Source organism: Paucibacter sp. TC2R-5 (genome assembly GCF_025717605.1).
In the GTDB taxonomy this organism is placed as follows: Bacteria; Pseudomonadota; Gammaproteobacteria; order Burkholderiales; family Burkholderiaceae_C; genus Paucibacter_A; species Paucibacter_A albus.
In genome coordinates this window covers 257,289-283,700 of sequence record NZ_JAJIRQ010000008.1, presented here as the reverse complement: position 1 = coordinate 283,700, position 26,412 = coordinate 257,289, and the positions used below count along the sequence as shown (strand labels likewise).

Below are 26,412 nucleotides of genomic sequence, written 5' to 3'. Positions count from 1 at the left end.
GCAGATTCACGCGGGGCTGGGGCTGGCAGGTGCAAGACGCCGGGCCCAAGCGCGCCAGCCGGCCACCGACATCGGAATGAAGACCGCATACAGCAACACCGTCAGCCAATAACCTTTGTAGGCAAACAGCGCCACACTGACGATATTGACCAAGACCCACACGCTCCAGTTCTCCTGGTATTTGCGTGCCAGCAGCCATTGACCCAAGAGGCTGGCCACGGTCGGAAACGCGTCCCAAAAAGGCACTTGCGAATCGGTTTGATGCAACAGAAAAAAGCCCAGCGCCGGCCAGGCCAACAGCGTTGCCAGCACGGCCATGGCCAGCCCTTGCGGGCTCAGGCGCCGCACCCGTAGCGCCAGACCGTCCTCGCCCTTGCCGCGCAGCCATTGCCACCAACCCCAGAGCGCCAAGGCTGCGAACAGCAGTTGCAAAGAGGCTTCGCCGTAGAGCTTGCCGCTCCAGAACAAGACGAAATAGAGCAAGGAGCTGATGATGGCCAAGGGCCAAGCCAGCATGTGCACCCGCATATTGCAGATCACCATCCAGACCGCCAAGGCGAAGGCGATGATCTCGATCCAGGTGATGGGGCTGCCCAGCAACTCAAAAGCTGGCAAGAGCAAGGCTTGCAGCGGCTGTAGCAGCGCGTCCATGGCGTTCAAGCGTCCAAAAAAACAGGGCCAGAAATCAGCGGCGAATCTGGACGAAGATCTCGTCGGGCTTGATCATGCCCAGCTCGAAGCGGGCTTTTTCTTCGACCATCTCCAGGCCCTCACGCAGATCGCGCAACTCGGCTTCGAGTTGCGCATTGCGTAGCCGCGCTTGCTCGTTGTCGGCCTGAGCCTGGGCCAGCACCCCGCGCAGATGAACGCCGCGCGGCAAGCTACCCTTGCCCAGCCAAAGTTGGGCTTGGATGAGCAGCAAAAACGCGGCGAGGAGGATGCTGATGACTTTCACGGCGGGAGTTTAGCCGACAAGCCCGCGCAGCTTTACCGAAGGTTGTAGAACGCAGCGCGGCCTGGGTAGTAGGCGATATCGCCCAGGTCTTCTTCGATGCGCAGCAGCTGGTTGTACTTGGCCATGCGGTCCGAGCGGCTCAAGGAACCTGTCTTGATCTGACCGGCATTGGTGCCGACGGCGATATCGGCAATGGTCGAGTCTTCGGTCTCGCCCGAGCGGTGCGAGATCACGGCGGTGTAGCCGGCGCGCTTGGCCATCTCGATCGCGGCGAAGGTCTCGGTCAAGGTGCCGATCTGGTTGATCTTGATCAGGATCGAGTTGGCGATGCCTTTGTCGATGCCTTCTTGCAAGATCTTGGTGTTGGTGACGAACAAGTCGTCGCCGACGATCTGCACGGCCTTGCCCAGACGGTCGGTCAGCAGCTTCCAGCCGTCCCAGTCGCCTTCGGCCATGCCGTCTTCGATCGAGATGATGGGGTACTTATCGACCCAGGTGGCCAGCATATCGGTCCACTCTTGCGCCGACAGGCTCAGGCCTTCGCCGCTCAGGTGGTATTTGCCGTCTTTATAGAACTCGCTGGCGGCGCAGTCCAGGCCGATGGCGATTTGCTCGCCGGCGGTGTAGCCGGCCTTGTCGATCGCTTCCAGAATCATCTGGATCGCGGCTTCGTGGTTCTCGACGCTTGGTGCAAAGCCACCCTCGTCGCCCACCGCCGTGCTGATGCCCTTGTCGTGCAGGATCTTCTTCAGTGCGTGGAACACTTCGGCGCCCCAACGGATCGCTTCGCGGAAAGACGGTGCGCCAACCGGAATGATCATCAGCTCTTGCAGGTCCAGGCTGTTGTTGGCGTGCGCGCCGCCGTTGATGACGTTCATCATTGGCACAGGCAATTGGCAAGCGCCCATGCCGCCGAAGTAACGGTACAGCGGCAGGCCCGACTCTTCGGCCGCAGCGCGAGCAACGGCCATGGACACGGCCAGCATCGCGTTGGCACCCAGGCGGCCCTTGTTGTCAGTGCCGTCGAGGTCGATCAGTGTGCGATCCAGGAAAGCTTGCTCGGACGCGTCCAGGCCCAAAACGGCCTCGGAGATTTCGCCATTGATGTGCTCAACCGCCTTCAACACGCCCTTGCCAAGGTAGCGGCTCTTGTCGCCGTCACGCAGCTCGATGGCTTCGCGCGATCCGGTCGATGCGCCCGACGGCACAGCGGCACGGCCCATCACGCCCGACTCCAGCAACACATCGCATTCGACGGTAGGGTTGCCGCGGCTGTCCAAGATTTCACGCCCGACGATGTCAACAATGGCACTCATTCAAAGTCTCCGAAAGTTTCAAAAAAATAGGTTCGGTCGAATCATGCCAGCAGGCAGTTACCTGCGCTGAACAAGATTGCGCCTCGGCAATCAAGGGTTGAAGCTAGTTTCACGCAATGACTTCAACTCAAGCGCTGAAGGCATCCTCAAGCAAAGGCTGCGATTTGACGACGCGGTCAATCGCGACCAGCTGTTCCAACAGGGCGCGCACATGCTTGAGCGGTACGGCATTGGGGCCGTCAGACCAGGCCTCATTCGGGCACGGATGGGTTTCCATGAAGAGCCCGGCCACGCCTGCACCTACGCCGGCGCGGGCTAATACAGGGACCATCTCGCGAGCACCGCCACTGCTTGTGCCTTGGCCGCCGGGCTTTTGCACCGAGTGGGTGACGTCGAATACAACCGGCGCGCCGGTCTTGCGCATTTCGGCCAAGCTGCACATATCGGCAAGCAAGTTGTTGTAGCCAAAGCTAACGCCGCGCTCACAGGCCAGGAAGCGGTCTTCTGACAAGCCGGCTTCGCGAGCAGCGTCACGGGCTTTGTCGATGACGTTCTTCATGTCCCAAGGTGCCAGGAACTGGCCCTTCTTGATATTGACCGGCTTGCCTGACTTGGCGACCGCCCGGATGAAGTCGGTCTGGCGGCACAGAAAGGCCGGCGTTTGCAGCACATCGACGACGCTGGCCACCTCATTCACCTGCGACTCGTCATGCACATCGGTGATGATGGGTAGTTGCAACTGCTTGCGCACCTCGTCCAGGATCTTCAGTCCTGCGTCTATGCCGACACCACGCTTGGTTGAGCCTGACGAGCGATTGGCCTTGTCGAAGGAGCCTTTGTAGATGAGCGGAATGCCCAAGGCCGAGCAGGCTTCCTTGAGCCGACCGGCTACCTCGATGGACATTTCCAGCCCCTCGATCGAGCAGGTGCCGGCAATCAGGAAGAAGGGACGGTCAATGCCGACCTCAAAACCGCAAAGCTTCATGGGCTAGATTCCTTCAGGCTACTTTGTGGTCCAAGGCAGCCTTGATAAAGGCGGTGAACAGCGGGTGGCCGTCCCAAGGCGTGGACTTGAACTCGGGGTGGAACTGCACGCCCACATACCAAGGGTGAACCGCACGCGGCAACTCGACCATTTCCGTTAGCTTTTCGCGCTGGGTGATGGCCGAAATGACCAAGCCGGCCTCACGCAGTTTGTCGAGGTAATGCTCGTTCGCTTCGTAGCGATGGCGATGCCGCTCGCTGACCACCGGGCCGTAGATGTCAAAAGCCAAGGTACCGGCCGCGACGTCAGAGCTCTGCGCTCCCAGGCGCATGGTGCCGCCCAGATTGGACTTTTCGTCGCGCTTTTGAATGCTGCCGTCGGCGTCTTGCCATTCATCGATCAAGGCGATCACCGGGTGCGGTGTCTCGGGGTCGAACTCTGTCGAGTTCGCACCAGTGAGGCCCGCCATATGGCGCGCGTATTCGATCGTAGCGACCTGCATGCCCAGGCAAATCCCCAGGTAAGGGCGCTTGTGTTCGCGAGCATATTGAGCCGCCAAGATCTTGCCTTCGACGCCGCGCTTGCCGAAGCCGCCGGGCACCAGGATGGCATCAAACTGAGCCAGCTGATCGATGTTGGCCGCCGTCAGCAACTCCGAATCCACATACTCGATATTGACGCGAGCATGGTTGTGGATGCCGGCATGGCGCAGCGCCTCGTTCAGCGACTTGTAGGAGTCGCTGAGGTCGGTGTACTTGCCGCACATGGCGATCGTGATGTCCTTGGCCGGGTTCAGTACCTCGTGCACCAGGGTGTCCCAGCGCTTCAGGTCGGCTGATTTGGTGTTCAGTTGCAGCTTGGTGCAGATCAGCTGATCCAGACCCTGCTCGTGCAACATACGCGGCACCTTGTAGATGGTGTCCACGTCCCACATCGAGATCACGCCGTACTCGGGCACATTGGTGAAGAGCGAAATCTTCTCGCGCTCATCATCCGGGATGCGGCGATCGGCGCGGCACAGCAGCGCGTCGGGCTGGATACCGATTTCGCGCATCTTCTGCACCGTGTGTTGCGTCGGCTTGGTCTTGAGCTCGCCGGCGGCGGCAATCCAGGGCACATAGGACAGGTGGACGAAGGCGACATTGTTCGGGCCGGCCTTCAGGCTCATCTGCCGCGCGGCTTCGAGGAAGGGCAATGACTCGATGTCACCGACGGTGCCGCCGATTTCAACGATCGCGACGTCAACCGCATCGGCCGTGCCGACACCGGCGCCGCGGCGCACGAAGTCTTGAATCTCGTTGGTGATGTGCGGAATCACTTGCACGGTCTTGCCGAGGTAGTCGCCGCGGCGTTCCTTCTCCAGCACCGACATGTAAATTTGACCGGTTGTGAAGTTGTTGGCCTTCTTCATCCGTGTCGTGATGAAGCGCTCGTAGTGGCCCAGATCCAGATCGGTTTCGGCACCGTCTTCGGTGACGAACACCTCACCATGTTGGAACGGGGACATCGTGCCCGGATCCACATTGATGTAGGGATCGAGCTTGATCAGGGTGACCTTGAGGCCGCGAGATTCGAGGATGGCAGCCAGTGAAGCCGATGCGATGCCCTTGCCGAGTGAGGACACCACACCGCCCGTGACGTAGACGTATTTGGTCATGTCGTGCAGCGTCTTTCAAAAACGCTGTGGTGGTAAAACGCGATTATAGAGGGGTCAAGTGGCCGGGCTTGGCTTCTCATTGCATCGCTTCAAGCATTTGCAGTACCAAGGCGGCGGTCGCGTCCGGCTGTTCGAAGGGGAAGAGGTGCGAGCCTTCCATCCAGGCGAAATGATTTTTGGCCAGAGCCTTGGAGGCGGCCGAGCCGGCTTGGCGCAGCTCCTCGGATTCGGTGCCCGCGACAAAGCCGACCGGGCAATGGGGTGGATAACGGCTTATCAAGCGGCCCAGATGATGGGGCAGGGTGTCGTAGATACGGGTTTCTTGCTCGCGTTTGAAACGCAGCCGGGTTGTCCCGTCGCCACCGTCTTCGAAGCCGCTGTCGACATAGTCCTGCAAGACGCGCGGGTCCCAGCGGGCGAATTTAAGTTTGGCAGCAAAGTGTGTCAGCACCGCTTGCTTGTTCGGCCATTCGTGACGGCGCTGTCGCGACACTTTGCCGGGCGATACGCGTGAAATCAAGCCTGTCGCCTTGGCCAGTTGCAAGCCGCGCGCGCGCCAACCGGCCACCAAGGGCGCGTCCAGCAAGACCAGACCTTGCGCCAATTCGGGCCGACGGCTGGCCGCCAGCAAGCTCAACATGCCGCCGAGTGAATGACCGACCAGCATCACCGGCCCGGGGCTTGCCATCTGCGGCCTCACATCGCGCTCGATGAAGTCAATCAATTGCTGGCGCAGATATGGCCAGTTGCTGGTGACCGGGTAGGCCGGGTCATGACCAATGATGGGCAGCGCGTGGACGCTCCATCCGGCGCTGCGCCAGGCCTCGAACAGCAGCCGGTAACAGCCGGCGCCGAAGCCATTGGCGTGTGAAAAGACGATAGCCTTGCTCATGAACTCAGGAGGACTCTTTTCGACTCAGGCTCTTCAATTGATAGACCAGGGCCAGCGCTTCACGCGGGCTCAAGGTGTCGGGGTCAACATCATCCATCGCCAAATGCAAAGCGCTTGTCGCTTCGGTGACGGCCGTGGCTGTCGGTGCGGCCGGTGGCGGCGCGAACAGATCGATCTGCGCACGGCCTTCGCCGGCTTTGGCCTCCAGCGCCTCCAGTGTCGCGCGCGCCTGGCGCACCAGGCTGGCCGGCATGCCCGCCAGCCTTGCCACTTGGACGCCGTAGCTGCGGCTGGCCGGACCCGGCTGGATCTCGTGCAAAAAGACGATGGAGTCACCGCTCTCGACCGCGCCGACATGGCAGTTGATCGCCTCGCGGTGCTTGGCCGGGAACTCGGTCAGCTCGAAATAATGGGTCGCAAACAGCGTGAACGAGCGGCTCTTGTCATGCAAATGGCTGGCGATGGCGCCGGCCAGGGCGAGGCCGTCGAGCGTGGATGTGCCGCGCCCAATCTCGTCCATCAAGACCAGCGATTGATCGGTGGCGCTGTGCAGAATTGCCGCGCCTTCGGTCATCTCCAGCATGAAGGTGGACTGGGCGTTAGCAAGATCATCGGCCGCGCCGATGCGGGTGTGGATCGCGTCCATCGGCCCGAGCCGGCAGGCGTCGGCCGGCACATAGGAGCCAATCGCGGCCAGCAAGCTGATCAGGGCAACCTGGCGCATGAAGGTGCTCTTACCGCCCATATTCGGGCCGGTAATCATCAACATGCGGGTGCGGGCATCGAGCCGGCAATCATTGGCCATGAATTCGCCCGCACCGGTTTCTCGCAGGCGCGATTCGACCACGGGATGGCGCCCGGCCGTGATGTCGATCGCCGGCTGGTTGACGAATTCGGGTCGGCACCAGCGCAGTGTTGCCGCCCGCTCGGCCAAGGCGGCCAGCGCGTCCAGGCTGGCCAGCGCGCGGCCCAGGCGGGTCAGCGGCTGCAGTTCGTCGTTCAGCTGATCCAGCACCAGCTCGAACAATAATTTCTCGCGCGACAGCGCACGCTCTTGCGCTGACAAGGCCTTGTCCTCGAAGGCCTTCAGCTCGGGCGTGATGTAGCGCTCGGCGTTCTTCAGCGTCTGCCGGCGCTGGTAGTCCAGCGGCACTTTGTCGACCTGGCCTTGCGTGACCTCGATGAAAAAGCCATGCACGCGGTTGAACTGCACGCGCAGGTTCGGGATGCCGGTGCGTGCGCGTTCGCGCGTTTCCATATCGATCAAAAAGGCATCGCAATTGCCTTGAATGGCGCGCAGCTCGTCGAGCTCGGCATCGAAACCATCGGCAATCACGCCGCCGTCGCGCACCAGCACGGCAGGTTCTTCCGCGATCGCGCGGCTCAGCAACTCCTCGATATGCGGTGAGGCCAAGAGGCCGATGGCCAGCTCGTCCAACAAGGCGCTGCCGGCAGGCACCAAACGCTGCAGCTCGGGCAAGACCTGCAAGGTAGCACGCAGACCGGTTAGCTCGCGTGGGCGCACCTGACGCAAGGCGATGCGTGCGGCAATGCGCTCCACATCCGAGACCTGGCGCAGCGCTTCGCGCAAGGGCTCGGGCGAGCCTTGCAGCAAGGCATCGATCGCGCCGTGGCGCGCCAGCGCCTCGGCCCGCTCGCGCCTGGGGTGCAAGAGCCAGTGGCGCAGCGCGCGGCTGCCCATGCCGGTGCGGCAGCTGTCCAGCAGAGAGAGTAGGGTGGGCGAGGTCTCGCCGCGCAAGGTGACGGTGAGCTCCAGATTGCGCTGGGTGGCGGGCGGCAGGTCCAGCAAGTCGCCGCTGCGCTGCACGCTCAAGCTCTTCACATGGGCCAAGGCGCGGCCCTGCGTGTGTTCGGCATAACTGAGCAGCGCAGCGGCGGCTGCTTGTGCTGCAGTCAGCTGCTGCGCATTGAAGCCGGCCAGGCTGGCCACTGCCAGCTGCTCACAGAGCTTGCGCGCGCCCAAGGCGGTGTCGAACTGCCAGCTCGGCCGGTTGGTGATGGGCACATGGGCGGCCAAAACGGCGGCTGGCTGCTTTTCGCGGTCCACCAAGACCTCGGCCGGGCTTAAGCGCGCCAGCCAGGACGGCAGCTCCTTGTCCGTGCATTCGGCCAGGCCCAATTGCCCCTGCGTCATCGATAGCCAGGCCAGCCCGAAGGTCTTGCCCTGCGCCACCACGGCCAGCAAGACGGAATCCTGCTTGTCGGCCAGCAACTCGCTGTCGGTGACGGTGCCCGGCGTGACCACGCGCACCACCTTGCGCTCAACCGGGCCTTTGCTCGTCGCCACATCGCCGACCTGTTCGGCAATCGCCACCGCCTCGCCCAGCTTGATCAGCTTGGCCAGATAACTCTCCAAGGCATTGACCGGGATGCCCGCCATCACAACAGGCTGGCCGGCGCTCTGGCCACGCGCGGTCAGCGTGATGTCCAGCAGCGCATTGGCCTTGCGGGCGTCGTCAAAGAAGACCTCGTAGAAGTCGCCCATGCGGAAGAACACTAATTCGTCCGGGTGTTCGGCCTTGATGCGGAGATATTGCGCCATCACGGGCGTATGTGCGGAGAAATCCTGAACTTGGCTCATCGGCAATGGCTTGAGAATTGAAAAAGCCCTCGGCTGAGGGCTTTGAGGTGGGCTTAGAGCGGAGTTTAGTCCGCTTGAGCGTCATCCGACTTGCGGATCCGCACCGAGGCGCGCTTCTTGGGTTCGGCAGCAGCGGCCAAGGCTGCCACTGGATCTTGCCCGGTGCTGGCCGCAACGCCGGCTTCCACCTCTTCTTCGGCCTTGATCACGCGTGTGTAGGGCGCCAGGATGGTGACCAATTGGCCGTAAATCTTAGGGCTGCCCGCGACCACTTCACGCTGGTGAAGATAGTCGGACTCGCCGGTGAAGTTGCCCACCAGACCGCCGGCCTCGGTGATGATCAAGGAGCCGGCCGCCACATCCCAGGGCTGCAGGCCGGTCTCGAAGAACGCGTCGTAATAGCCGGCTGCAACATAGCAAAGGTCCAAAGCTGCAGCACCTGGGCGGCGCAGGCCGGCGCATTCGACCATCACCTCTTCGAACATCTTCATATAGCGCTTGAAGTTGTCGCCACGGCGGAAGGGGAAGCCGGTGCCGATCAGCGCGTCGCTCATGCGGGTGCGTTTGGACACGCGCAGACGGCGGTCATTCATGAAGGCGCCGCGACCCTTGGTAGCGTAGAAGAGATCGTTGCGGGTCGGGTCATAGACGACGGCCTGCTGAATCACGCCGCGATGCGCCAAGGCGATCGACACGCAGTACATCGGCAGGCCGTGGATGAAGTTGGTGGTGCCGTCGAGCGGGTCGATGATCCAGACGAACTCGGAGGTCTTGTTGCCATGCTCGCGGCCCGACTCTTCGGCCAGGATGCCGTGGTCGGGGTAAGCGCCGAGCAGGGTTTCGATGATGATGTTTTCAGCAGCTTGATCCACCTCGGTCACGAAGTCATTGGGTGCCTTCGTGTTGATCTTCAGGATGTCGAGGTCCATGGAGGCGCGGTTGATGATGGCACCGGCCGAGCGCGCCGCCTTGATGGCGACATTGAGCATGGGATGGAGGGAAGACTGCTGCGTCATGCGTAGAACCTTGACTTTGTGAGGTGGACTGGCGGAAAAAAAGAGCGGCACCCCAGTCGGCGATTAGGTCCGGACTAAGGATAATCCCGCATTTTAGCCGAGCCTAGGCATTTTCTCCAAATGCCTGCTCGGCCTGACCTGAGCGCAGCCCGTTGATATGACACGATTTGTCCTGATTCAAACCAGCCACCCCGGCAATGTCGGCTCCGCAGCACGCGCCATGAAGGTGATGGGCTTCTCGGAGCTGGTGCTGGTGCGGCCGCGCTACGCCGATGTGCTGACCCAACAGGACGCCATCTCGATGGCCAGCAGCGCCAACGACATTCTGGAAAACGCCCGCATCGTGGAGACGCTGGAAGAAGCGCTGGACGGCGTCACTTTTGCCTGCGCCACCGCGATGACGCCGCGCGACTTCGGCCCGCCCGTGCGCGAGCCGCGTTCGCTGTTTACCGAATTGGCGGCTTCGGAACACAAGTTGGGTCTGGTGTTCGGCTGCGAGCGTTTCGGCATGAGCAATGAGGACGTCTACCGCTGCCACGCGGTGCTGTCGATCCCGACCCATCCCGACTATGGCTCGCTGAATCTGGCCCAGGCGGTGCAGTTGCTGGCCTATGACTGGCGCCAGGCGCTCGGTGGTTTTGCGGTGACGGCGCGCACGCCCGACCCTAAATTGGCCGATGTCCAGGCGGTGAAGGGGATGCTGGATCATTTGCAAGCCTCGTTGGAGACGATCGGCTATTTGGACCCGCTGGTGCCGAGGAAGCTGATGCCCAGACTCACTCAGCTGTTCAACCGCGTCCAACTGAGCTTGGACGAGGTGCATATCTTTCGCGGCATCGCGCGGGCGATGGTGGAGCCGCCACGATCACGCGCCAGCGAGGATTGAAGCGCGCCGCTAAACTGGCCGACCCCTTCTTGCTTTTTTCACCCAAGCCTCCTCCATGTTCCAACGCCTGCGCGAAGACATTGCCTGCATTCTTGAGCGCGACCCCGCCGCTCGCTCAGCCTTCGAGGTGCTGACTTGCTATCCGGGCTTGCATGCCCTGGTCTTGCACCGGCGCGCCCATTGGTGCTGGCAACATGGCTTCAAGTGGCTGGGCCGCTTCATCTCGCATCTGACGCGTTTTTTCACCGGGATTGAGATCCACCCCGGCGCGCAGATTTCACGCAAGGTCTTCATCGACCACGGCATGGGCATCGTGATCGGCGAGATGGCCGAAATCGGCGAGGGCTGCACGATTTATCAGGGCGTGACCCTGGGCGGCACCGCCCTGGTCAAAGGCGCCAAGCGCCACCCGACGCTGGAGGCCGGCGTCATCGTCGGCGCGAATGCCTGCGTGCTGGGTGGCTTCACGGTCGGCGCAGGAGCGCGCATTGGCTCAGGTGCTGTGGTGACCAAACCGGTGCCGGCGGGTGCGACCGCCGTGGGCAACCCGGCGCGCATCATCGAAGCGAAAAGTGAAGCCAAGCCTACGGCAGCCGAGCGCTTCTCGGCTTACGGCGTGAGTCTGGGTGACGACCCGGTCGCACAGGCGATGCGCGGTTTGATCGATAACGCAGCCGGACACGAACATCAAATCACCTTGCTCTGGCAGGCGGTTTGCAAGCTGTCAGCGGCGACCAACTCCAAGGTTGGGGACTGCGTGCCGCAAGACGCGCAGCAGGACGAAGCTTTCGATGCCGCTGGCTTGACCCGCTTGGTCAAGTAGTGGCAGCGATTTAGACTCTGCTCGGGCGCTGCGCCGACTTGGGCCTGAAGCCGCGCACGATGTCATCGCGCGTTTCCAGATACGGCCCGCCGATCAGGTCTATGCAATAGGGCACGGCGGCAAAAATGCCGTCGACCAATTGCTTGCCCTCGGCATCTTTCAGGCCGGCCAAGGTTTCGGCAATCGCCTTGGGCTGACCCGGCAGATTGATGATCAAGGCCCTCTTCCTGATCACCGCAACCTGGCGCGACAAGATGGCAGTGGGCACAAAGCGCAGCGATATTTGCCGCATCTGCTCGCCAAAGCCGGGCATTTCTTTGTCGGCCACATCCAGCGTCGCCTCGGGCGTTACGTCGCGCAGCGCCGGCCCGGTGCCGCCGGTGGTCAAGACCAAATCGCAGCCCGCGTTGTCGACCAGATCGCGCAGCGTTTGCGCGATCAAGGGCCGCTCATCCGGGATCAGGCGCGCTTCGAACGCGATCGGGTTGTGCAGCGCGCTGCTCAGCCAAACCTGCAAGGCCGGCAGGCCTTTGTCCTCATAAACGCCGGTCGAGGCGCGGTCGCTAATGGAGACTATGCCGATGCGGACTGGCTCGACGGGCTCACTCATCGGCATCCTCATCTTCGTCGGCGGCTTCGGCTTTGTCTGTCTTGGGCGAGATACGCAGTTCTTCGGTCTTGATGAACTGGAACAAATCGCGGTAAGCCCGACCCGAACGCTTCTCGGGCACAAGCGCGGCATCCTTGCGGGCGGCGCGCACGAGGCTGCGCAGCTGCTGCACATCAATGCCGGCATGCTCTTCAATGAAGTCTTGCATCGCTGCATCGTCGGCCAGCAGGCGCTCACGCCAACGCTCGCTCTGGTGCAGGGCGAGGCTGTCTTTGGCGAAGCCGAGCTTGAAGTCGGCAACAGCCTGGCGCAGCGGCTCGGGGTCAACCCGGCGCATCAGCTTGCCGATGTATTGCATTTGCCGGCGCAGGCCCTCGTGAGCGGTGATCTTCTTGGCGTCCTTGAGCGCGTCGGCCAAGATCTCCGGCAGGTTCAAGGGGGCGATACGGCTGGCGGGCAGCGTCATCAACTCTTTGCCCAACTTTTGCAGCTCGGTCATTTCGCGCTTGAGCTGGCTCTTGCTGGGGCCGTCGAAGTCGTCATCTTCGGTCGTGTTTTCTTCTTGTGTTCGCATGGCGGTTCTTGGGCAAAGTTCGGCGAGTGTTCTGGGCTGAGCCGAAAAGTTTCGGTAGCTTGCAGCGCAGTGGATAGCGTGTTTGGCGCGCAGCTTGCGCGCGCGGCTCGTATGATTGTCCCTTAGTTCTACAAATATTCGCAGGCAGGCTGAGCGTCTGCCCGCAGCACCAAGGCCGGCTGCTCCTCGTTCAGCCCTCAATTACCTGACTCAATTCGGCACTCCCATCCATGTCAAAGCTCGCCAAGTCTTCCTCGCCTCCTACCGCATCGCATGGCACGCATGAGTCCGTTAGCGGCTTTGCTTATCAGGCAGAACAGTTTCAGCAATTGATCGAAGACGTGTTGGCCGAGGCCAAGCACTTGGGTGCCTCTGACGCTGGCGCCGAGGTGTCCGAGGGCTGCGGTCTGTCGGTCTCGACTCGCATGGGCGAGATCGAGAACGTCGAGCGCAATCGCGATAAGTCACTCGGTATCTCGGTTTATGTGGGTCAGCGCCGCGGCAATGCCAGCACTTCGGATTTCTCCCGCAAGGCCTTGCAGGACACCGTGCGCGCGGCTTTTGATATTGCCCGTTTCACGGCGGAGGATCCGGTCGCCGGCCTGCCCGACGCAGAAGACTTATCGCTTGATGCCTCGACTCGGCCGGATTTGGATTTGTTCCACCCTTGGGCGATCGATGCCCAGGCAGCGGCCGAAATCGCGCTGCGTTGCGAGGCCGCGGCCTTTGCGACCGACAAGCGCATAGCCAATAGCGAGGGTGCGGCGGTGTCGGCCCAGCAGTCGCATTTTTATATGGGCAATAGTCGCGGCTTTCGCGGCGGCTATGCCAGCTCCCGGCATTCGATTTCGGTCGCTCCCATCGCTGGCCGCGGCGCGCAAATGCAGCGCGATGCCTGGTACAGCTCGATGCGCAGCGCGGCCGATCTGGCCACGCCCGAAAGCATCGGCCGCTACGCCGCCGAGCGAGCCTTGTCGCGCCTGAAGTCGCGCCGTGTGGCCACCGCCGAAGTGCCTGTCTTGTTCGAACCCACGGTCGCTGCCGGCCTGCTGGGTGCGGTCGTTCAGGCCACCAGCGGCGGAGCGCTCTACCGCCGCGCCAGCTTCTTGCTGGACAGCTTGGGCAAGTCGGTGTTGGCCCCACATATCGACATCCATGAGAACCCGCACGAGCTCAAAGGCAAGGGCAGCTCACCGTTTGATGATGAAGGCGTGACGACCAAGGCGCGCAGCGTGGTCGAAGCCGGTGTGTTGCAGGGCTACTTTCTCTCGACCTACTCGGCCCGCAAGCTGGGAATGCGCACGACGGGACATGCCGGTGGCTCGCACAATCTGCAGATGAGCAGCCGCCTGACGGCGCCGGGCGACAATTTGAAGACCATGCTCAAGCGGCTCGGGCGCGGCTTCTTTGTGACCGAGTTGATGGGGCAGGGCGTCAATTACGTCAATGGCGACTACTCGCGTGGCGCCAGCGGCTATTGGGTGGAAGACGGCGAAATTGCTTTCCCCGTTCACGAAGTCACCATCGCCGGCAATCTGACCGAGATGTTCCAGAACATCATCGGCATTGGTTGCGACCGCTACACCATGGGCGGCAAGACGATTGGCTCGGTGTTGATTTCGAAGATGAAATTGGCGGGCAGCTAAGGTCGTTTTTAAGCGGCATTTCAGCTTGCCGTAAGTCGGCGCTAAGTTTGGCGACAAAGGCCCAAAAAGAGGCGGTGTTTGCACGGGTTTGCCCCTGTCAGCACCGCTTTTGTGCTCTCCTAGAATCGAGCTGCTATTTGTGCAGTCCCCAAACCTAGGAGTAACAAGATGGAGCGTAGAAACTTTGTTCGGCAAGCTGGTCTGGCAGGCGTGTTTGCCGCCGGCGTGGCCCCGGCTGTCGTGCATGCCCAGGCCAATATCCGTTGGCGCCTGGCCTCGAGTTTTCCAAAGTCCCTAGACACCATCTTTGGTGCGGCCGACGTCTTCGCCAAGAAGGTCGGCGAAATGACCGGTGGCAAGTTTCAGATTTCGACCCACGCCGGTGGCGAGTTGATGCCTGCTTTCGGCGTCGTTGATGCCGTCAAAGAAGGCACGGTGGAAATGGCCCATACGGCACCTTACTACTTCCACGGCAAGGACGAGACCTTCGCGATTGGCTGCGCCATTCCCTTTGGCCTCAACAGCCGCCAGATGACCGCCTGGATGCTCGAAGGCAACGGCTTGAAGCTGATGCGTGAGTTCTACAAGCAGTACAACATCATCAACTTCCTGGGCGGCAATACCGGCGCGCAAATGGGCGGCTGGTACCGCAAGGAAGTCAAGAGTGTGGCTGACATCAAGGGCATGAAGATGCGTATCGGCGGTTTCGCCGGTCGCGTCTTGGAGCGCATGGGCGGTGTGCCGCAGAACATCCCGGGCGGCGAGATCTATCAAGCGCTGGAAAAAGGCACCATCGATGCGGCCGAATGGGTCGGCCCATATGACGATCAGAAGCTGGGCTTCAATAAAGTGGCGCCCAACTACTACTACCCTGGCTGGTGGGAGGGCGGCCCGCAGCTGGACTTCTTCATCAACACCAAGTCCTTCGAGGCATTAACACCCGAGTACAAGGCGATTGTCGAGGCTGCCGCAGCCGTGGCTCACAACGATATGCAGGCCAAGTACGATGCCCGCAACCCGCCGGCGCTGCGCCAGCTGGTGCAAGGCGGTACCAAGCTGTTCCGCTTCCCCAAGGATGTGATGGATGCGGCCTTCAAGGAATCGATGGGCATTTACAGCGAGTTGTCGGCCAAGAATCCAAACTGGAAGAAGGTCTACGAAGACTACTCGGCCTTCCGCCGCGATCAAAACCTCTGGTTCCGTTTTGCGGAAGCCGGTTTTGACGACTTTATGCAGGCTCAAAAGCTCTGAGCTAACGAAGTTTCTTGCTTACAACCCCGCTGGTTTGACCAGCGGGGTTTTTTTGCGCCCGCAAATGGGAGGGGTACAGGCAAAAAAAAGGCCACCGCAATCGCGGTGGCCCTTGTTCAAAGCTGCAGGCTGCTTGTCTACTTCTTGCCTGTGTCAGCCTCAGATGCTGGCGGATTGGCAGGGCCAAAAAGGGCGTTGCCATCCATTTCGGTGACGTCGGCTTTGTCGTTTTGGGGCTGCGCTTCAATCACGACATTGCTGCTGTCCACATCGGCCACCTTGCCCAAGCCGCCCGAGACCAGGTTCGGGAAGGCAATGATCAAGCCCACCATGACGATCTGGATCATCACAAAGGGCACGGCGCCCCAGTAGATTTGGCCGGTCGTGACGGGGGCGATTTTCTTGCCCGTGAGCTTGTCGATGTATTCGGTCAGCGGTGCCACGCTGCGTAGGTAGAACAGCGCGAAGCCAAACGGCGGATGCATGAAGGAGGTCTGCATATTGACGCCCAGCAGCACACCGAACCAGATCAGATCGATGCCCAGCTTCTCGGCCACCGGTGCCAGCAAGGGCACGACGATGAAAGACAGCTCGAAGAAGTCGAGGAAGAAGGCCAGCACAAAGATCAAGATGTTGACGAAGATCAGGAAGCCGATCTGCCCGCCCGGCAGCGCGCTCAACAAATGCTCAACCCATTTCGGTCCATCGACGCCCTGGAAGGAGAGGCTGAAGATGGTGGAGCCCACCAGAATGAAGACCACAAAGCAAGACAGTTTGGTAGTGGAGGTCAAGGCCTGCGTCATCAGCTTGTAAGTGATGCGCCCGCGCGCTGCGGCCATCAAGAAAGCACCCAGGGCACCCATCGCGCCACCTTCGGTCGGGGTGGCGATCCCTAAGAAAATCGTGCCAAGCACCAAGAAGATCAGGCCCAGCGGCGGGATCAGCACAAAGGTCACCCGTTCGGCCATCTTGGACAGCAGATTCAGACCCAGCAGCTTGTTCACCACCGAGGCCAAAAAGGCCACACCGACGCCCACCGACATCGCCACCACAATGGTTTCATCGGTCGGCATGCTGGTGATGACTTCGCCCTTGAAGTAACTGGTGATGTCAGCGTAGCGCTGGGCGAAATAGACAGCGATGGCGACCGAGGCCAGGGTCAGCAAGCCCAGCGAACGCAAGCCGCTTTTGCCATTGTCTTCACGGATTGAGCGAGCCTCCAGCGGTAGCGCTGGCACCCAGGTAGGGCGGAAGATGGCCACGCCGATGATGTAGGCGGTGTAAAGGCCGGTCAGGATGAACCCAGGCAGGAAGGCGCCCTTGTACATATCGCCGACGCTCTTGCCCAACTGGTCTGCCAAGATGATCAAGACCAGCGAGGGCGGGATGATCTGCGCCAAGGTGCCCGAGGCCGCAATCACGCCGGAGGCAATGCGCCTGTCATAGCCATAGCGCAGCATGATGGGCAGCGAGATCAGACCCATCGAGATGACCGAAGCGGCGACCACGCCGGTGGTGGCGGCCAACAAGGCGCCGACAAAAATCACTGCGAAAGCCAGGCCGCCGCGGATTGGGCCGAACAGCTGGCCGATGGTGTCGAGCAAGTCCTCGGCCATGCCGGAGCGCTCGAGTATCAATCCCATCAAGGTAAAGAAGGGGATGGCCAGCAGCGTGTCGTTCTTCATGATGCCGAAGATGCGCAGCGGCAGCGCCTGCATCAGCGAGGCCGGCAGCACATCGAGCTCAATGCCGATGAAGCCGAAGAACAGGCCGCAAGCACCCAGGCTGAACGCCACCGGGAAGCCCATCAGCAAGAAAACGATCAGGCCCGCGAACATGATGGGGGCCAAATTTTGGGCAAAGAATTCCATTCCCAGGCTCCCTTAAATTTTCTTTTGCTCGGCGGCCAAGCGGATTGCTTCGGCCAACTCTTCTTCGGCCGTCTTGGCCACGGGCTTCTTGGTCGGGTCGTCGATCAAGCCCTGCAAAAAGGCCAGTCGCTTGATCAATTCACTGAGGCCTTGCAGCATCAGCAGACCAAAACCGACAGGGATCAGGGCGTAAACAGGCCACAGAATCAGGCCGCCGGCGTTTGATGACATTTCGCCCGAACGCAAGGCCTGCAAAAAGAAGGGGGTGCCGAGGTAGAGGATGGTGGCGCAGACCGGCATCAGGAAGACGACGAAACCAAACACGTCGATCCAGGTTTGTACGCGCTTGGAGAAGCGCCCGACCACGACGTCGATGCGTACATGTTCGTTGTTCAGCAAGGTGTAGCCGGCAGCCAGCAAGAAGGAGGCTGCGAACAAATACCACTGCATCTCCAAAAAGGCGTTGGAGCTGTAGTTGAAGGCCTTGCGAATGATGGCGTTGACGGCGCTGATCACCGTCGAGGCGAGGATCAACCAGATGACCCAGCGGCCGATAAAACGGCTCATGCCGTCAATCAGCCCGGAAATTTTGAGTAGGGCGTGCACCTTGAGCTCCTGTGGTCTTGTACGAATGCGACAGCGCAGTCGGCACAGCTGCCGACGCTTGACGCAATGTATGAGCACAGGGCTGAATTGATCCTTAACAAGAGGGGTCTCCTAGGGCAAGTCCTAGGAGAGTTATCCCGGGGGCTTGGCGCGCATGCCTGGGTGCCAAGCCCGCTGAGCTCAGCTGCTCAAGGCTTGTTTGACGGCGGCGGAAACCAAGGCCATATCGGCTTTGCCACTCAGCTGCGCCTTGACTGCAGCCATCACGCGGCCCATATCGGCAGCACTCTTGGCGCCCAACTCGGTGACGATCGCGCTCACTGCTTGTTGGACTTCGTCGGCGTTCATGCGCTGCGGCAAGTAGACCTCCAGCACCTTGAGTTCGACGGCTTCCTTATCGGCCAGATCTTGTCGGCCGCCGGCGGTGAACTGCGTGATCGAATCCTTGCGTTGTTTGATCAGCTTGTCGACGATGGCAATCACGCCGACGTCATCCACCACGATGCGCTCGTCGACTTCTTTTTGCTTGATGGCGGCCAGCAGACCGCGGATGGTGGTCAGCTTGTCGGCTTCTTTGGCGCGCATCGCGGCCTTCATGTCTTCGGTAATGCGTTCTTTCAGGCTCATGGCGAATCCTTGATCAATCGGTACGGGAGGAATTGTGAACAGCAAATCGCTTCGTCAAAAGAAAAAGCCCGCTACAGCGTCCTGTGCGGGCTTTTTCTGGGTGCTTTGTACGCAGCAATCAAATTTTGTTTAATCACTGCGGGGCAATCAAGCCCGCACGAAGCGTCAGATCTCTAAAAGACGATCAGAACAGCTTCTTCGGCAGTTGCATGCTGCGAATGCGCTTGTAGTTGCGCTTGACGGCCGCAGCCTTCTTGCGCTTGCGCTCAGCCGTTGGCTTCTCGTAAAACTCACGGGCGCGCAGGTCAGTCAGCAAGCCGAGTTTTTCAATAGTGCGCTTAAAACGGCGCAGAGCCACATCAAATGGCTCGTTCTCTTTGACGCGAATCGTTGTCATGAAAAGGTAGTTCCTTCAATATGCGCTCGGTGTTCGTCACTCACTTCATTCGCGCTGCTCATTAGTTACAGCTTTGAAATCGGTGTCTGAAACGGCTTATCCGGAAATCCGCTTCAGATAAGTTGCGAATCGACGCGCAGGGTTTGCCAGCAAAGAAAGCGATTGTAGCCTGAATTTCACGCCTTGGAAACATTCTCGCCCAAGGATCTTGCGCAAGCCGCCGCGCTGGCCCAGGCCCACTGAAAGTTGTAGCCGCCCAACCAGCCGGTGACGTCAACAACTTCACCAATGAAATAGAGGCCCGGCACGCGTTTGCTCTGCATGTCTTGCGAGTTCAGCTCGCGCGTGTCAACGCCGCCGCGCATCACCTCGGCCTTGCGCCAGCCTTCGCTGCCGCTGGGCGTCAGCTGCCAAGCCTGCAACTGGCTGGCGAGATTTTGAAGGTCACGGTCCTTGCACTCGGGCATGGTGCGGCTGCCGTCCAAGCCCAGGCGCTCGGTCCAGGCTTGCGCCAAGCGCTGCGGGAATAGGCTTGCCAACTCATTGCCGAGTTGGCGGCGAGATTCCACTTTGGCCTCAAGGAGCTTGGCGGCCAGATCCACATCCGGTGCCAAGTCGATTTGCAGGCTTTCGCCTTCTTTCCAGAAACTGGAAATCTGCAAAATTGCCGGGCCGCTCAAGCCCCTGTGGGTGAACAGCAGATCTTCGAGGAAGCGGCCGCGTGCCTTGCCCTTGCCGGTGCTGACCATCACAGGTAGTGAGAGCCCAGACAGCGAGGAAAAGGGCGCCCAGGCCTCGGCGTCAAAGGTCAAAGGCACCAAGGCGGCACGTGGTTCGATGATGTTGTGGCCCAGGCGTTTGGCCAAACGCAAGCCCCAGTCGGAGGCCCCGATCTTGGGGATGGACAGTCCACCGGTAGCCACGACGACGGCCTTGGCTTGAACCAAGCCGCGCGATGTTTCGAGCCTGAATCCCGCTACGGCTCCGCTGGCCTCGGCTGGTGCGTGGACATCGATGACGGTACAAGGTTGCCAGCGCTGCACGGCGCCTGCCTCGCATTCGCTCAGCAGCATCTGAATGATCTGCTCGCTGGAGTCGTCGCAAAACAGCTGACCTTTGTGCTTTTCATGAAAGCCAATGCCATGTTTTTGTACCAGCGCAATGAAGTCCTGGCTGCTATAGCGGGCCAATGCAGAGCGGCAAAAGGCGGGATTTTCTGAAAGGAAATTGGCCGGTCCAACATCCCGGTTGGTGAAGTTACAGCGCCCGCCGCCCGAGATGCGGATCTTCTCGGCCAAGCGCTCGGCGTGATCAATCACGAGCACGCGCTGCCCTCGCTGGCCGGCCATGCCTGCGCAAAAAAGCCCGGCGGCGCCGGCGCCAATCACGACCAAGTCAAAACTTTGCATATCTATTGAGCTTCAATCTGCGGTGCCCGGGTGGCACGCTGGACGCGATTGTCCCGCAGGCGCATGTTTTGACGAATCGGACTTTGGTGAAATCAGGGCGAGCGAGCCAAGTAACATGGCATTTGTGAGTAAGCAGGGTGCATTTGGAACAGATAATTGCGATTCTGCGCGGCATGTTTCGAATCTTTTGCAAAGTATCGATAGCGTCGTGAATCTAGGGGGGAATGCAGTGTTTTTCTGATCGACCCCTTGCCCGCGCCTATCGCTGCCGCCTACATTTCCAAACAGCGGGTCAGCCGATCGATATCGGTGACTACTGGTTTTTGTTTGACTGAGAGTTCATGGACACTTCTTCCGATCCTTGTGACGAGTCACTGCCTAAAGCGGGCAGTTTTGCGCATTGGCTGAGCAGCCAGCCAGGGCTCTTGCCGGAGCTTGGGGGGGTGTTGTTGAGTTTGATTGAGCCGCTCGATTCATTCATTGCGGTCAAATCACTGGTCAATGGGCGTTATGTTTTTGCCAGCGCTGGCCTGGATCATGTGTTCGGCAAGGGAGCTGTGGCCGGCAGCACCGACAATGAATTGATGCGCTCGGATGAAGTGGTAGGCATCCGCCGGGTCGAGCAGTCGGTGATGGCGCAACGCGCTATGGTCGTCAGCGAGCATCGTCTGGAGTTGGCGGGGCGCAGGCGCGAGTTCACCGTCACGCGAGCGCCGCTGGGCAGCGAGCACCTGTTGTCGGTTTGGCGGGAGCGCACCGAAGAGCGCCACCGTGAGTCTCATTTGCAGCGAGCCCTGCAGCAAATTGAACAACAGCAAAAAACCATCGAGCAAATTCGCCGGGAACTGCAGCAAGGCAGTGGGCGCGATGATTTGTCGGGCCTCTATCTGCGTGCGCAATTTGACGACCAGTTGCTGCGCGAAATCGATCTTTCGACTCGCGAGCACCGGGAATTTGCGTTGGTCATCATTGCCTTGGACCCCGCGCCGGAAACGGTCCAGGCCATGGGTGATGAGGCCAGTCAGCGTTTGCTCGAGGGCATGGGTCGAATGCTGCGCGCAAACACCCGCTCTATGGATGCGGCTTGCCGCATCGCCGAAGATCGGTTCGCGGTCTTGTTGTCGGGCGTAGGCCTGGCCACGGCGCATGCGCGGATGGAGCAGTTGCGCCGGCAATGCACGGCGCAAATCGTCGTGCTTAATGGCGTGGACATGGGCCTGTCCATCTCGATGGGCGTGTGCAGCTTCCCCCACACCGCATCCAAGCAAGAGGAATTGCTGGCGGCCAGTGAAGCGGCGGTACAAGAGGCGCAGCGTCGCGGCGGCAATCAGGTGGTGCTGGCCGCTATTCCCTTCGTCAGTTAGTGCGACGCCTCAAGTCGCGTCTTGCAGCAACTCTTGCAAGCGCGCCCACTCGGCGGGGGTGACCGGCGTGATCGACAAGCGACTGCCGGGCTGCAAAACCTGCATGGTTTGCAGGACAGGATCGGCGCGCAGGGCAGTGCGGTTGATGAGCTTGGTCTTGCGCTCAAAGGCAATATCGACGAGCACCCAGCGCGGGGCCTCCGGCTTGGACTTGGCGTCGTAATAGGCGCCTTGCGGGTCGAACTGGCTGGCGTCCGTATAGGGTTTGCTGGCAACGCGAGCGATGCCGGCAATACCGATCATTTCAGGCGCTGGGCATGACGAGTGGTAGAACAGCACACCATCGCCTATCTGCATCTGGTCGCGCATGAAATTGCGCGCTTGATAGTTTCGCACGCCGGTCCAAGGCAAGGTTTGCGCGGGCGCGCGGCTCAGATCATCGATGGAGCACTCGGCGGGCTCCGACTTCATCAGCCAGTAGTTCATGAGGCAAAGCCCGACGCTGTGGGCGTGAGCTAGAAAAAGGTGTCCACCGCGAACCATGAGCCGCATTCCTGAACCAGGGGTTCAGGTGGGCGAGGTCAGCCAAGCATTGGGTTCATCTGACGCGAGACGATCACGCTTGCTGGGCGATGTTCCAAGCCCTTGCTCATAGAGCATTGGTTCAAGGAAATATAAAGCTCACGCGAAGGCGGTGGACAGGGTGGATTCTACGGCCTGCACGCTGACAGTTCCGTGAACTCAGAGCAATTTCCCGTCGTGCTCAAGGGCTTCGTCGAGCCGGCGCATCAGGCTTTCCAGATCGGGCAAGTTGTCAGCAGCGAGTGGCCGCGACTTGGCTTGTGCATTGGCTGCGGACGCGCCGCCCTCGGCCAATTGATAAGCCAGGTTCAGAGCGGCCAAAACTGCGATGCGCTCACGAGCCTTGACGCGGCCCGAGTCGCGGATCGCGCTCATCTCGCGGTCAACCTGAGACACGGCCTTGGCCAAAGCGGCCTCACCACCCTCGGGGCAGCCGAGCAAATAGCTCTGCCCCATGATGGTCACTTCCATTTGCTTCATTGGGAATTCTTTCCGGATTCACTGTCAACCGGCAAGCGCTCGAGCAAAACATCGATGCGTGCTCGGGCGGCGTTCAAGCGCGAACGCAGGCTGTCGCGCTCCTGGCTCAGGCTCTGCACTTGCTCTTGAAGCAAGGCATTGGTTCGTTTCAGTTCATCGTGTCGAATCAGGATTCGTTCGACACGATCTATCAGTTCATTGAGGCTTGGCATGGCGTCCGGCGGCGGCTAGGCAGGCGTCGATTGTAGGCGGCGACCGTGGTCGCACTGCAAAGCTACCGAGCAACTTCCACAGAGTGGCTGTCTGGCCTTGCAGATATAGCGCCCATGCAAAATCAGCCAGTGGTGGGCATCCACCATGAATTCGGCCGGGATTCGCTTGAGCAAGCCCAATTCCACAGCCAGTGGTGTCTTGCCTGGCGCCAAGCCGGTGCGATTGCTGACCCGGAACAGGTGGGTGTCCACCGCCATGGTGGCTTCGCCGAAGGCGACATTGAGCACCACATTGGCGGTCTTGCGGCCCACACCCGGCAGCTCTTCCAGCGCCTCGCGCGTTCGGGGCACTTGGCCCTGGTGCTTGTCGATCAGGATGCGGCATGTCGCGATCAAATGCTTGGCTTTGCTGCGATACAGGCCAATGGTGCGGATGTACTCGCACAAACCTTCTTCGCCGAGAGCCAAGATTTTTTGCGGCGTGTTGGCGGCTGGGAACAAGCGGGCGGTCGCCTTGTTGACGCCAACGTCAGTGGCCTGCGCGGATAGCAAAACCGCCGCGAGCAACTCGAACACGCTGGCATAGGCCAGCTCGGTTTGCGGCGAGGGGTTGGCAGCTCGCAGGGTTTGGAAAAATATTTGGATCTGTTGGGCGTTCATGGCCGCAATTGTCCACCGCTGGCGTCAAAGGCCAAGGTCCAGAGCCTTCCTAAACGGTGGTCTGCGCAGCGGGGCTGGCGGCGGCCGCCAAGCCGTTGTCAAAATGTGCCCGCATCAAGCGCGCCGCAGCATCGCCTTGGCGCTGCATCAAGGCTTGCACCAAGGCCCTGTGCTCCTGCAAAGACTCGGCCAGGCGGCCTTGCTTGAACAGCGAATGGTGGCGGTTGAGCTTCATCACCCGACGCAAGTCGGTGACGATTTGCTGGCGCCAGCGGTTGCCTTCGATCTCAAGCAGGCGCAGATGGAATTGCTCGTTAGCAGCGAAGAATGCGTCGCGTTCCTGGGCTTGTTGCTCCAGCTGCTCATGCAGTAATTGCAACTCGCCCAATTCGCTGCCTGTTGCATTCAGGGCGACGCGCGCCGCAGCATCGCTCTCCAGCAGGGCCAGCAGCTGATAGGCCTCGCGCACATCGCGCTCGCTCATCTCGGTCACATAGGCGCCGCGTCGCACTTTCATCGTGACCAGCCCCTCGGCCGCGAGGACCTTCAAGGCCTCGCGAAGCGGCGTGCGGCTGATGCCCAGCTCGGCGCAAAGCTTGAGCTCGTCGATCCATGCACCGGGCTCCAGTTCGCGACCGAAGATTTGTTGGCGCAAGCGCTCCGCCACCTCTTGGTAGAGGGCGCGTGGGGCGAGCTTGAGCGGGGTGGTCATGTGGAAAAGAAGGGGATGACTGTCAGTGTAGCGTCAATTCTGAATTTATAATTATGAATGATTGGCGCGCTATCATGCTGCGTCTGCAGGAGTCCTAGATGTCTGATGCCCCGAATTCCAAGTCCAGCGAGTTTCCTAAGGCCAGCTTGGCTGACTGGAGCAAGGCTGCTGCCAAGTCCGCTCCAAGCGGTGATGTGTCGGCGCTGAATTGGCACACGCCCGAGGGCCTGACGGTCAAGCCGCTGTACACGGCGGCTGACACGGCGCATCTGCCGCATGCCGATACCTTGCCCGGCTTCGAGCCCTATTTGCGCGGGCCCCAGGCCACCATGTATGCGGTGCGGCCCTGGACGATTCGCCAGTACGCGGGTTTCTCCACCGCCGAAGAAAGCAATGCCTTCTATCGCAAGGCTCTGGCCGCTGGCGGGCAAGGCGTGTCGGTGGCGTTCGATCTGGCCACCCACCGGGGCTATGACAGCGACCACCCGCGCGTGACCGGCGATGTTGGCAAGGCGGGGGTGGCGATCGACTCGGTCGAGGACATGAAGATCCTCTTCAACCAGATCCCGCTCGACAAGGTCTCGGTCTCGATGACGATGAATGGTGCGGTGCTGCCGGTTCTGGCCGGCTATGTGGTGGCCGCGGAGGAACAGGGCGTCAGCCAAGATAAATTGAGCGGCACGATCCAGAACGACATCCTCAAGGAGTTCATGGTTCGCAACACCTATATCTACCCGCCCGAGCCGTCGATGCGCATCATCGGCGACATCATCGAATACACGGCGCAGAACTGCCCAAAGTTCAATTCGATATCGATCTCCGGCTATCACATGCAAGAGGCCGGCGCCAACCAAGCCTTGGAGCTGGCCTTCACACTGGCTGACGGCAAGGAATATGTGAAGACGGCCTTGGCCAAGGGCCTGAGCGTCGATGAGTTCGCGCCGCGCCTGAGCTTCTTCTGGGCGGTGGGCATGAACTTCTATCTGGAGATCGCCAAGATGCGGGCCGCACGCCTGCTCTGGTGCCGCATCATGAAGGGCTTTGACGCGAAGAACCCCAAGAGCTTGATGCTGCGCACCCACAGCCAGACCTCGGGCTGGAGCCTGACCGAGCAGGACCCGTACAACAACGTCGTTAGAACCACGATAGAGGCGATGGCGGCGGTGTTCGGCGGCACGCAGTCGCTGCATACCAACTCGCTGGACGAGGCGATCGCCTTGCCGACCGAGTTCTCGTCGCGCATCGCCCGCAATACGCAGCTGATCATTCAGGAAGAGACGCACATCACCAACGTGATCGACCCCTGGGCCGGCAGCTACATGATGGAGTCGCTGACGCAGGACATGGCGGACAAGGCCTGGTCCATCATCGAGGAAGTTGAAGCGATGGGCGGCATGGTCAAGGCGGTCGATTCTGGCTGGGCCAAGCTCAAGATCGAGGCCAGCGCGGCCCAGAAGCAGGCGGCTATCGATTCGGGCCGCGACGTCATCGTCGGCGTCAATAAGTACAAGCTGGCCAAGGAAGACCCGATTGAGATTCTGGATGTCGACAATGTGCGGGTGCGTGACGGCCAAATTGAGCGGCTCAAGGCCATCAAGGCGAGCCGCGACAGCACTGCGGTGCAGGCCGCTTTGAACGCGCTGACCGAGGCCGCGCGCTCGGGTCAGGGCAATTTGCTGGACCTCAGCATCAAGGCGATGCGGCTGCGCGCCACCGTCGGCGAGATCAGCGACGCGTTGGAGTTGGTTTATGGCCGTCACCGCGCCGATACCCAAAAAGTCAGCGGCGTCTATGCGGCAGCCTATGACTCGGCCGAGGGCTGGGCCAAGCTGCAAGAAGAGATTGCCGCCTTTGCCGTCGAACAGGGCCGCCGGCCGCGCGTAATGGTCGCCAAGCTGGGCCAGGACGGCCATGACCGCGGCGCCAAGGTTGTGGCCACCGCCTACGCCGATCTGGGCTTCGACGTCGATATCGGCCCGCTGTTCCAGACCCCCGAAGAATGCGCGCGCCAGGCGATCGAGAACGATGTGCACGCGGTCGGCATCTCGACGCTGGCCGCCGGGCACAAAACCCTGGTGCCGGCCATCATCGCGTCGTTGAAGGCGCAGGGCGCCGACGACATCATCGTGTTTGTCGGCGGGGTGATTCCGGCGCAGGACTACGACATGCTTTATGAGGCCGGCGTCAAAGGCATCTACGGCCCCGGTACGCCGATCCCGGCCAGCGCCAAGGATGTGCTGGAGCAGATCCGCCTGAGCTTGGTCGGGCAGCCGCTCTGA

General features: G+C 60.9%; 25 protein-coding genes and 1 pseudogene. 6 read left to right on the top strand and 20 right to left on the bottom strand.

Annotated features, from left to right (window positions below; genetic code table 11):
* Positions 1 to 6: 6 nt before the first annotated feature.
* The 8 genes from pnuC to LNV08_RS18900 form a co-directional block, all read right to left on the bottom strand.
* Positions 7 to 651 carry a nicotinamide riboside transporter PnuC gene (gene pnuC / locus LNV08_RS18935; protein ID WP_263535300.1) on the bottom strand — a complete coding sequence of 215 codons (645 nt, stop codon included), beginning with the start codon at positions 649 to 651 and terminating at the stop codon, positions 7 to 9.
* 34 nt (positions 652 to 685) lie between these two features.
* Positions 686 to 955, bottom strand: coding sequence for a septum formation initiator family protein (locus LNV08_RS18930; protein ID WP_263535299.1), 270 nt, complete (start codon positions 953 to 955; stop codon positions 686 to 688).
* 32 nt (positions 956 to 987) lie between these two features.
* Entirely contained in the window at positions 988 to 2,271 is a 1,284-nt protein-coding gene (eno, locus tag LNV08_RS18925) for a phosphopyruvate hydratase (protein ID WP_263535298.1), read from the bottom strand.
* Positions 2,272 to 2,398: 127 nt separating this feature from the next.
* Positions 2,399 to 3,256, bottom strand: coding sequence for a 3-deoxy-8-phosphooctulonate synthase (gene kdsA / locus LNV08_RS18920; protein ID WP_263535297.1), 858 nt, complete (start codon positions 3,254 to 3,256; stop codon positions 2,399 to 2,401).
* 13 nt (positions 3,257 to 3,269) lie between these two features.
* Positions 3,270 to 4,913, bottom strand: a complete 1,644-nt coding sequence (locus LNV08_RS18915) for a CTP synthase (protein WP_263535296.1) — start codon at positions 4,911 to 4,913, stop codon at positions 3,270 to 3,272.
* 76 nt (positions 4,914 to 4,989) lie between these two features.
* A complete protein-coding gene (locus tag LNV08_RS18910) occupies positions 4,990 to 5,805 on the bottom strand; it encodes an alpha/beta fold hydrolase (RefSeq protein WP_263535295.1) in 816 nt (271 codons plus the stop codon).
* Positions 5,806 to 5,809: 4 nt separating this feature from the next.
* Entirely contained in the window at positions 5,810 to 8,368 is a 2,559-nt protein-coding gene (gene mutS / locus LNV08_RS18905) for a DNA mismatch repair protein MutS (RefSeq protein ID WP_263535294.1), read from the bottom strand.
* 104 nt (positions 8,369 to 8,472) lie between these two features.
* Complete coding sequence (locus tag LNV08_RS18900) at positions 8,473 to 9,423, bottom strand: inositol monophosphatase family protein (RefSeq protein ID WP_263535293.1); 951 nt, start codon at positions 9,421 to 9,423, stop codon at positions 8,473 to 8,475.
* A 157-nt stretch (positions 9,424 to 9,580) separates the two neighbouring features.
* On the opposite strand from LNV08_RS18900, the gene LNV08_RS18895 reads away from it, so the two are divergent.
* On the top strand, positions 9,581 to 10,309 hold the full coding sequence (locus LNV08_RS18895; protein WP_263535292.1) for an RNA methyltransferase: 729 nt from the start codon (positions 9,581 to 9,583) through the stop codon (positions 10,307 to 10,309).
* Positions 10,310 to 10,355: 46 nt separating this feature from the next.
* Positions 10,356 to 11,132: pseudogene (gene cysE, locus LNV08_RS18890) on the top strand (serine O-acetyltransferase); the annotation flags it as partial.
* Between the two features lie 10 nt (positions 11,133 to 11,142).
* Here the strand turns inward: cysE and mog are convergent.
* Entirely contained in the window at positions 11,143 to 11,742 is a 600-nt protein-coding gene (gene mog / locus LNV08_RS18885; RefSeq protein ID WP_263535291.1) for a molybdopterin adenylyltransferase, read from the bottom strand.
* A complete protein-coding gene (yjgA, locus tag LNV08_RS18880) occupies positions 11,735 to 12,316 on the bottom strand; it encodes a ribosome biogenesis factor YjgA (RefSeq protein ID WP_263535290.1) in 582 nt (193 codons plus the stop codon). Before yjgA ends, mog begins: the two co-directional genes overlap by 8 nt.
* Positions 12,317 to 12,546: 230 nt before the next feature.
* Between yjgA and pmbA the strand changes: the two genes are divergently transcribed.
* The gene (pmbA, locus tag LNV08_RS18875; protein WP_263535289.1) at positions 12,547 to 13,962 is read left to right on the top strand and encodes a metalloprotease PmbA; all 1,416 of its coding nucleotides are present in this window, start codon (positions 12,547 to 12,549) and stop codon (positions 13,960 to 13,962) included.
* A 168-nt stretch (positions 13,963 to 14,130) separates the two neighbouring features.
* On the top strand, positions 14,131 to 15,213 hold the full coding sequence (locus tag LNV08_RS18870; RefSeq protein WP_263535288.1) for a TRAP transporter substrate-binding protein: 1,083 nt from the start codon (positions 14,131 to 14,133) through the stop codon (positions 15,211 to 15,213).
* A gap of 137 nt (positions 15,214 to 15,350) precedes the next feature.
* Here the strand turns inward: LNV08_RS18870 and LNV08_RS18865 are convergent, their stop codons facing one another.
* The 5 genes from LNV08_RS18865 to LNV08_RS18845 form a co-directional block, all read right to left on the bottom strand.
* A complete protein-coding gene (locus LNV08_RS18865) occupies positions 15,351 to 17,084 on the bottom strand; it encodes a TRAP transporter large permease (RefSeq protein ID WP_263535287.1) in 1,734 nt (577 codons plus the stop codon).
* Positions 17,085 to 17,096: 12 nt separating this feature from the next.
* On the bottom strand, positions 17,097 to 17,690 hold the full coding sequence (locus LNV08_RS18860) for a TRAP transporter small permease subunit (RefSeq protein ID WP_263535286.1): 594 nt from the start codon (positions 17,688 to 17,690) through the stop codon (positions 17,097 to 17,099).
* Positions 17,691 to 17,870: 180 nt separating this feature from the next.
* A complete protein-coding gene (locus LNV08_RS18855; protein WP_263535285.1) occupies positions 17,871 to 18,317 on the bottom strand; it encodes a GatB/YqeY domain-containing protein in 447 nt (148 codons plus the stop codon).
* 184 nt (positions 18,318 to 18,501) lie between these two features.
* Positions 18,502 to 18,714: a 30S ribosomal protein S21 gene (rpsU, locus tag LNV08_RS18850; RefSeq protein WP_105262375.1), complete on the bottom strand. Its 213-nt coding sequence runs from the start codon at positions 18,712 to 18,714 to the stop codon at positions 18,502 to 18,504.
* A 176-nt stretch (positions 18,715 to 18,890) separates the two neighbouring features.
* Positions 18,891 to 20,123: an NAD(P)/FAD-dependent oxidoreductase gene (locus LNV08_RS18845; protein ID WP_263535284.1), complete on the bottom strand. Its 1,233-nt coding sequence runs from the start codon at positions 20,121 to 20,123 to the stop codon at positions 18,891 to 18,893.
* A gap of 341 nt (positions 20,124 to 20,464) precedes the next feature.
* On the opposite strand from LNV08_RS18845, the gene LNV08_RS18840 reads away from it, so the two are divergent.
* Positions 20,465 to 21,487: a GGDEF domain-containing protein gene (locus LNV08_RS18840; RefSeq protein ID WP_263535283.1), complete on the top strand. Its 1,023-nt coding sequence runs from the start codon at positions 20,465 to 20,467 to the stop codon at positions 21,485 to 21,487.
* Positions 21,488 to 21,496: 9 nt separating this feature from the next.
* Here the strand turns inward: LNV08_RS18840 and LNV08_RS18835 are convergent, their stop codons facing one another.
* From LNV08_RS18835 to LNV08_RS18815, 5 genes are all read right to left on the bottom strand, one after another.
* Positions 21,497 to 21,973: an EVE domain-containing protein gene (locus tag LNV08_RS18835; RefSeq protein WP_263535282.1), complete on the bottom strand. Its 477-nt coding sequence runs from the start codon at positions 21,971 to 21,973 to the stop codon at positions 21,497 to 21,499.
* A 255-nt stretch (positions 21,974 to 22,228) separates the two neighbouring features.
* On the bottom strand, positions 22,229 to 22,549 hold the full coding sequence (locus LNV08_RS18830) for a cell division protein ZapA (protein ID WP_263535281.1): 321 nt from the start codon (positions 22,547 to 22,549) through the stop codon (positions 22,229 to 22,231).
* Positions 22,546 to 22,761, bottom strand: coding sequence for a cell division protein ZapB (locus LNV08_RS18825; RefSeq protein WP_263535280.1), 216 nt, complete (start codon positions 22,759 to 22,761; stop codon positions 22,546 to 22,548). The genes LNV08_RS18830 and LNV08_RS18825 overlap by 4 nt, the downstream gene beginning before the upstream one ends.
* 15 nt (positions 22,762 to 22,776) lie before the next feature.
* Positions 22,777 to 23,421, bottom strand: a complete 645-nt coding sequence (nth, locus tag LNV08_RS18820) for an endonuclease III (protein ID WP_263535279.1) — start codon at positions 23,419 to 23,421, stop codon at positions 22,777 to 22,779.
* Between the two features lie 49 nt (positions 23,422 to 23,470).
* On the bottom strand, positions 23,471 to 24,133 hold the full coding sequence (locus tag LNV08_RS18815; protein ID WP_263535278.1) for a GntR family transcriptional regulator: 663 nt from the start codon (positions 24,131 to 24,133) through the stop codon (positions 23,471 to 23,473).
* Between the two features lie 98 nt (positions 24,134 to 24,231).
* Between LNV08_RS18815 and scpA the strand changes: the two genes are divergently transcribed.
* The gene (scpA, locus tag LNV08_RS18810) at positions 24,232 to 26,412 is read left to right on the top strand and encodes a methylmalonyl-CoA mutase (RefSeq protein WP_263535277.1); all 2,181 of its coding nucleotides are present in this window, start codon (positions 24,232 to 24,234) and stop codon (positions 26,410 to 26,412) included.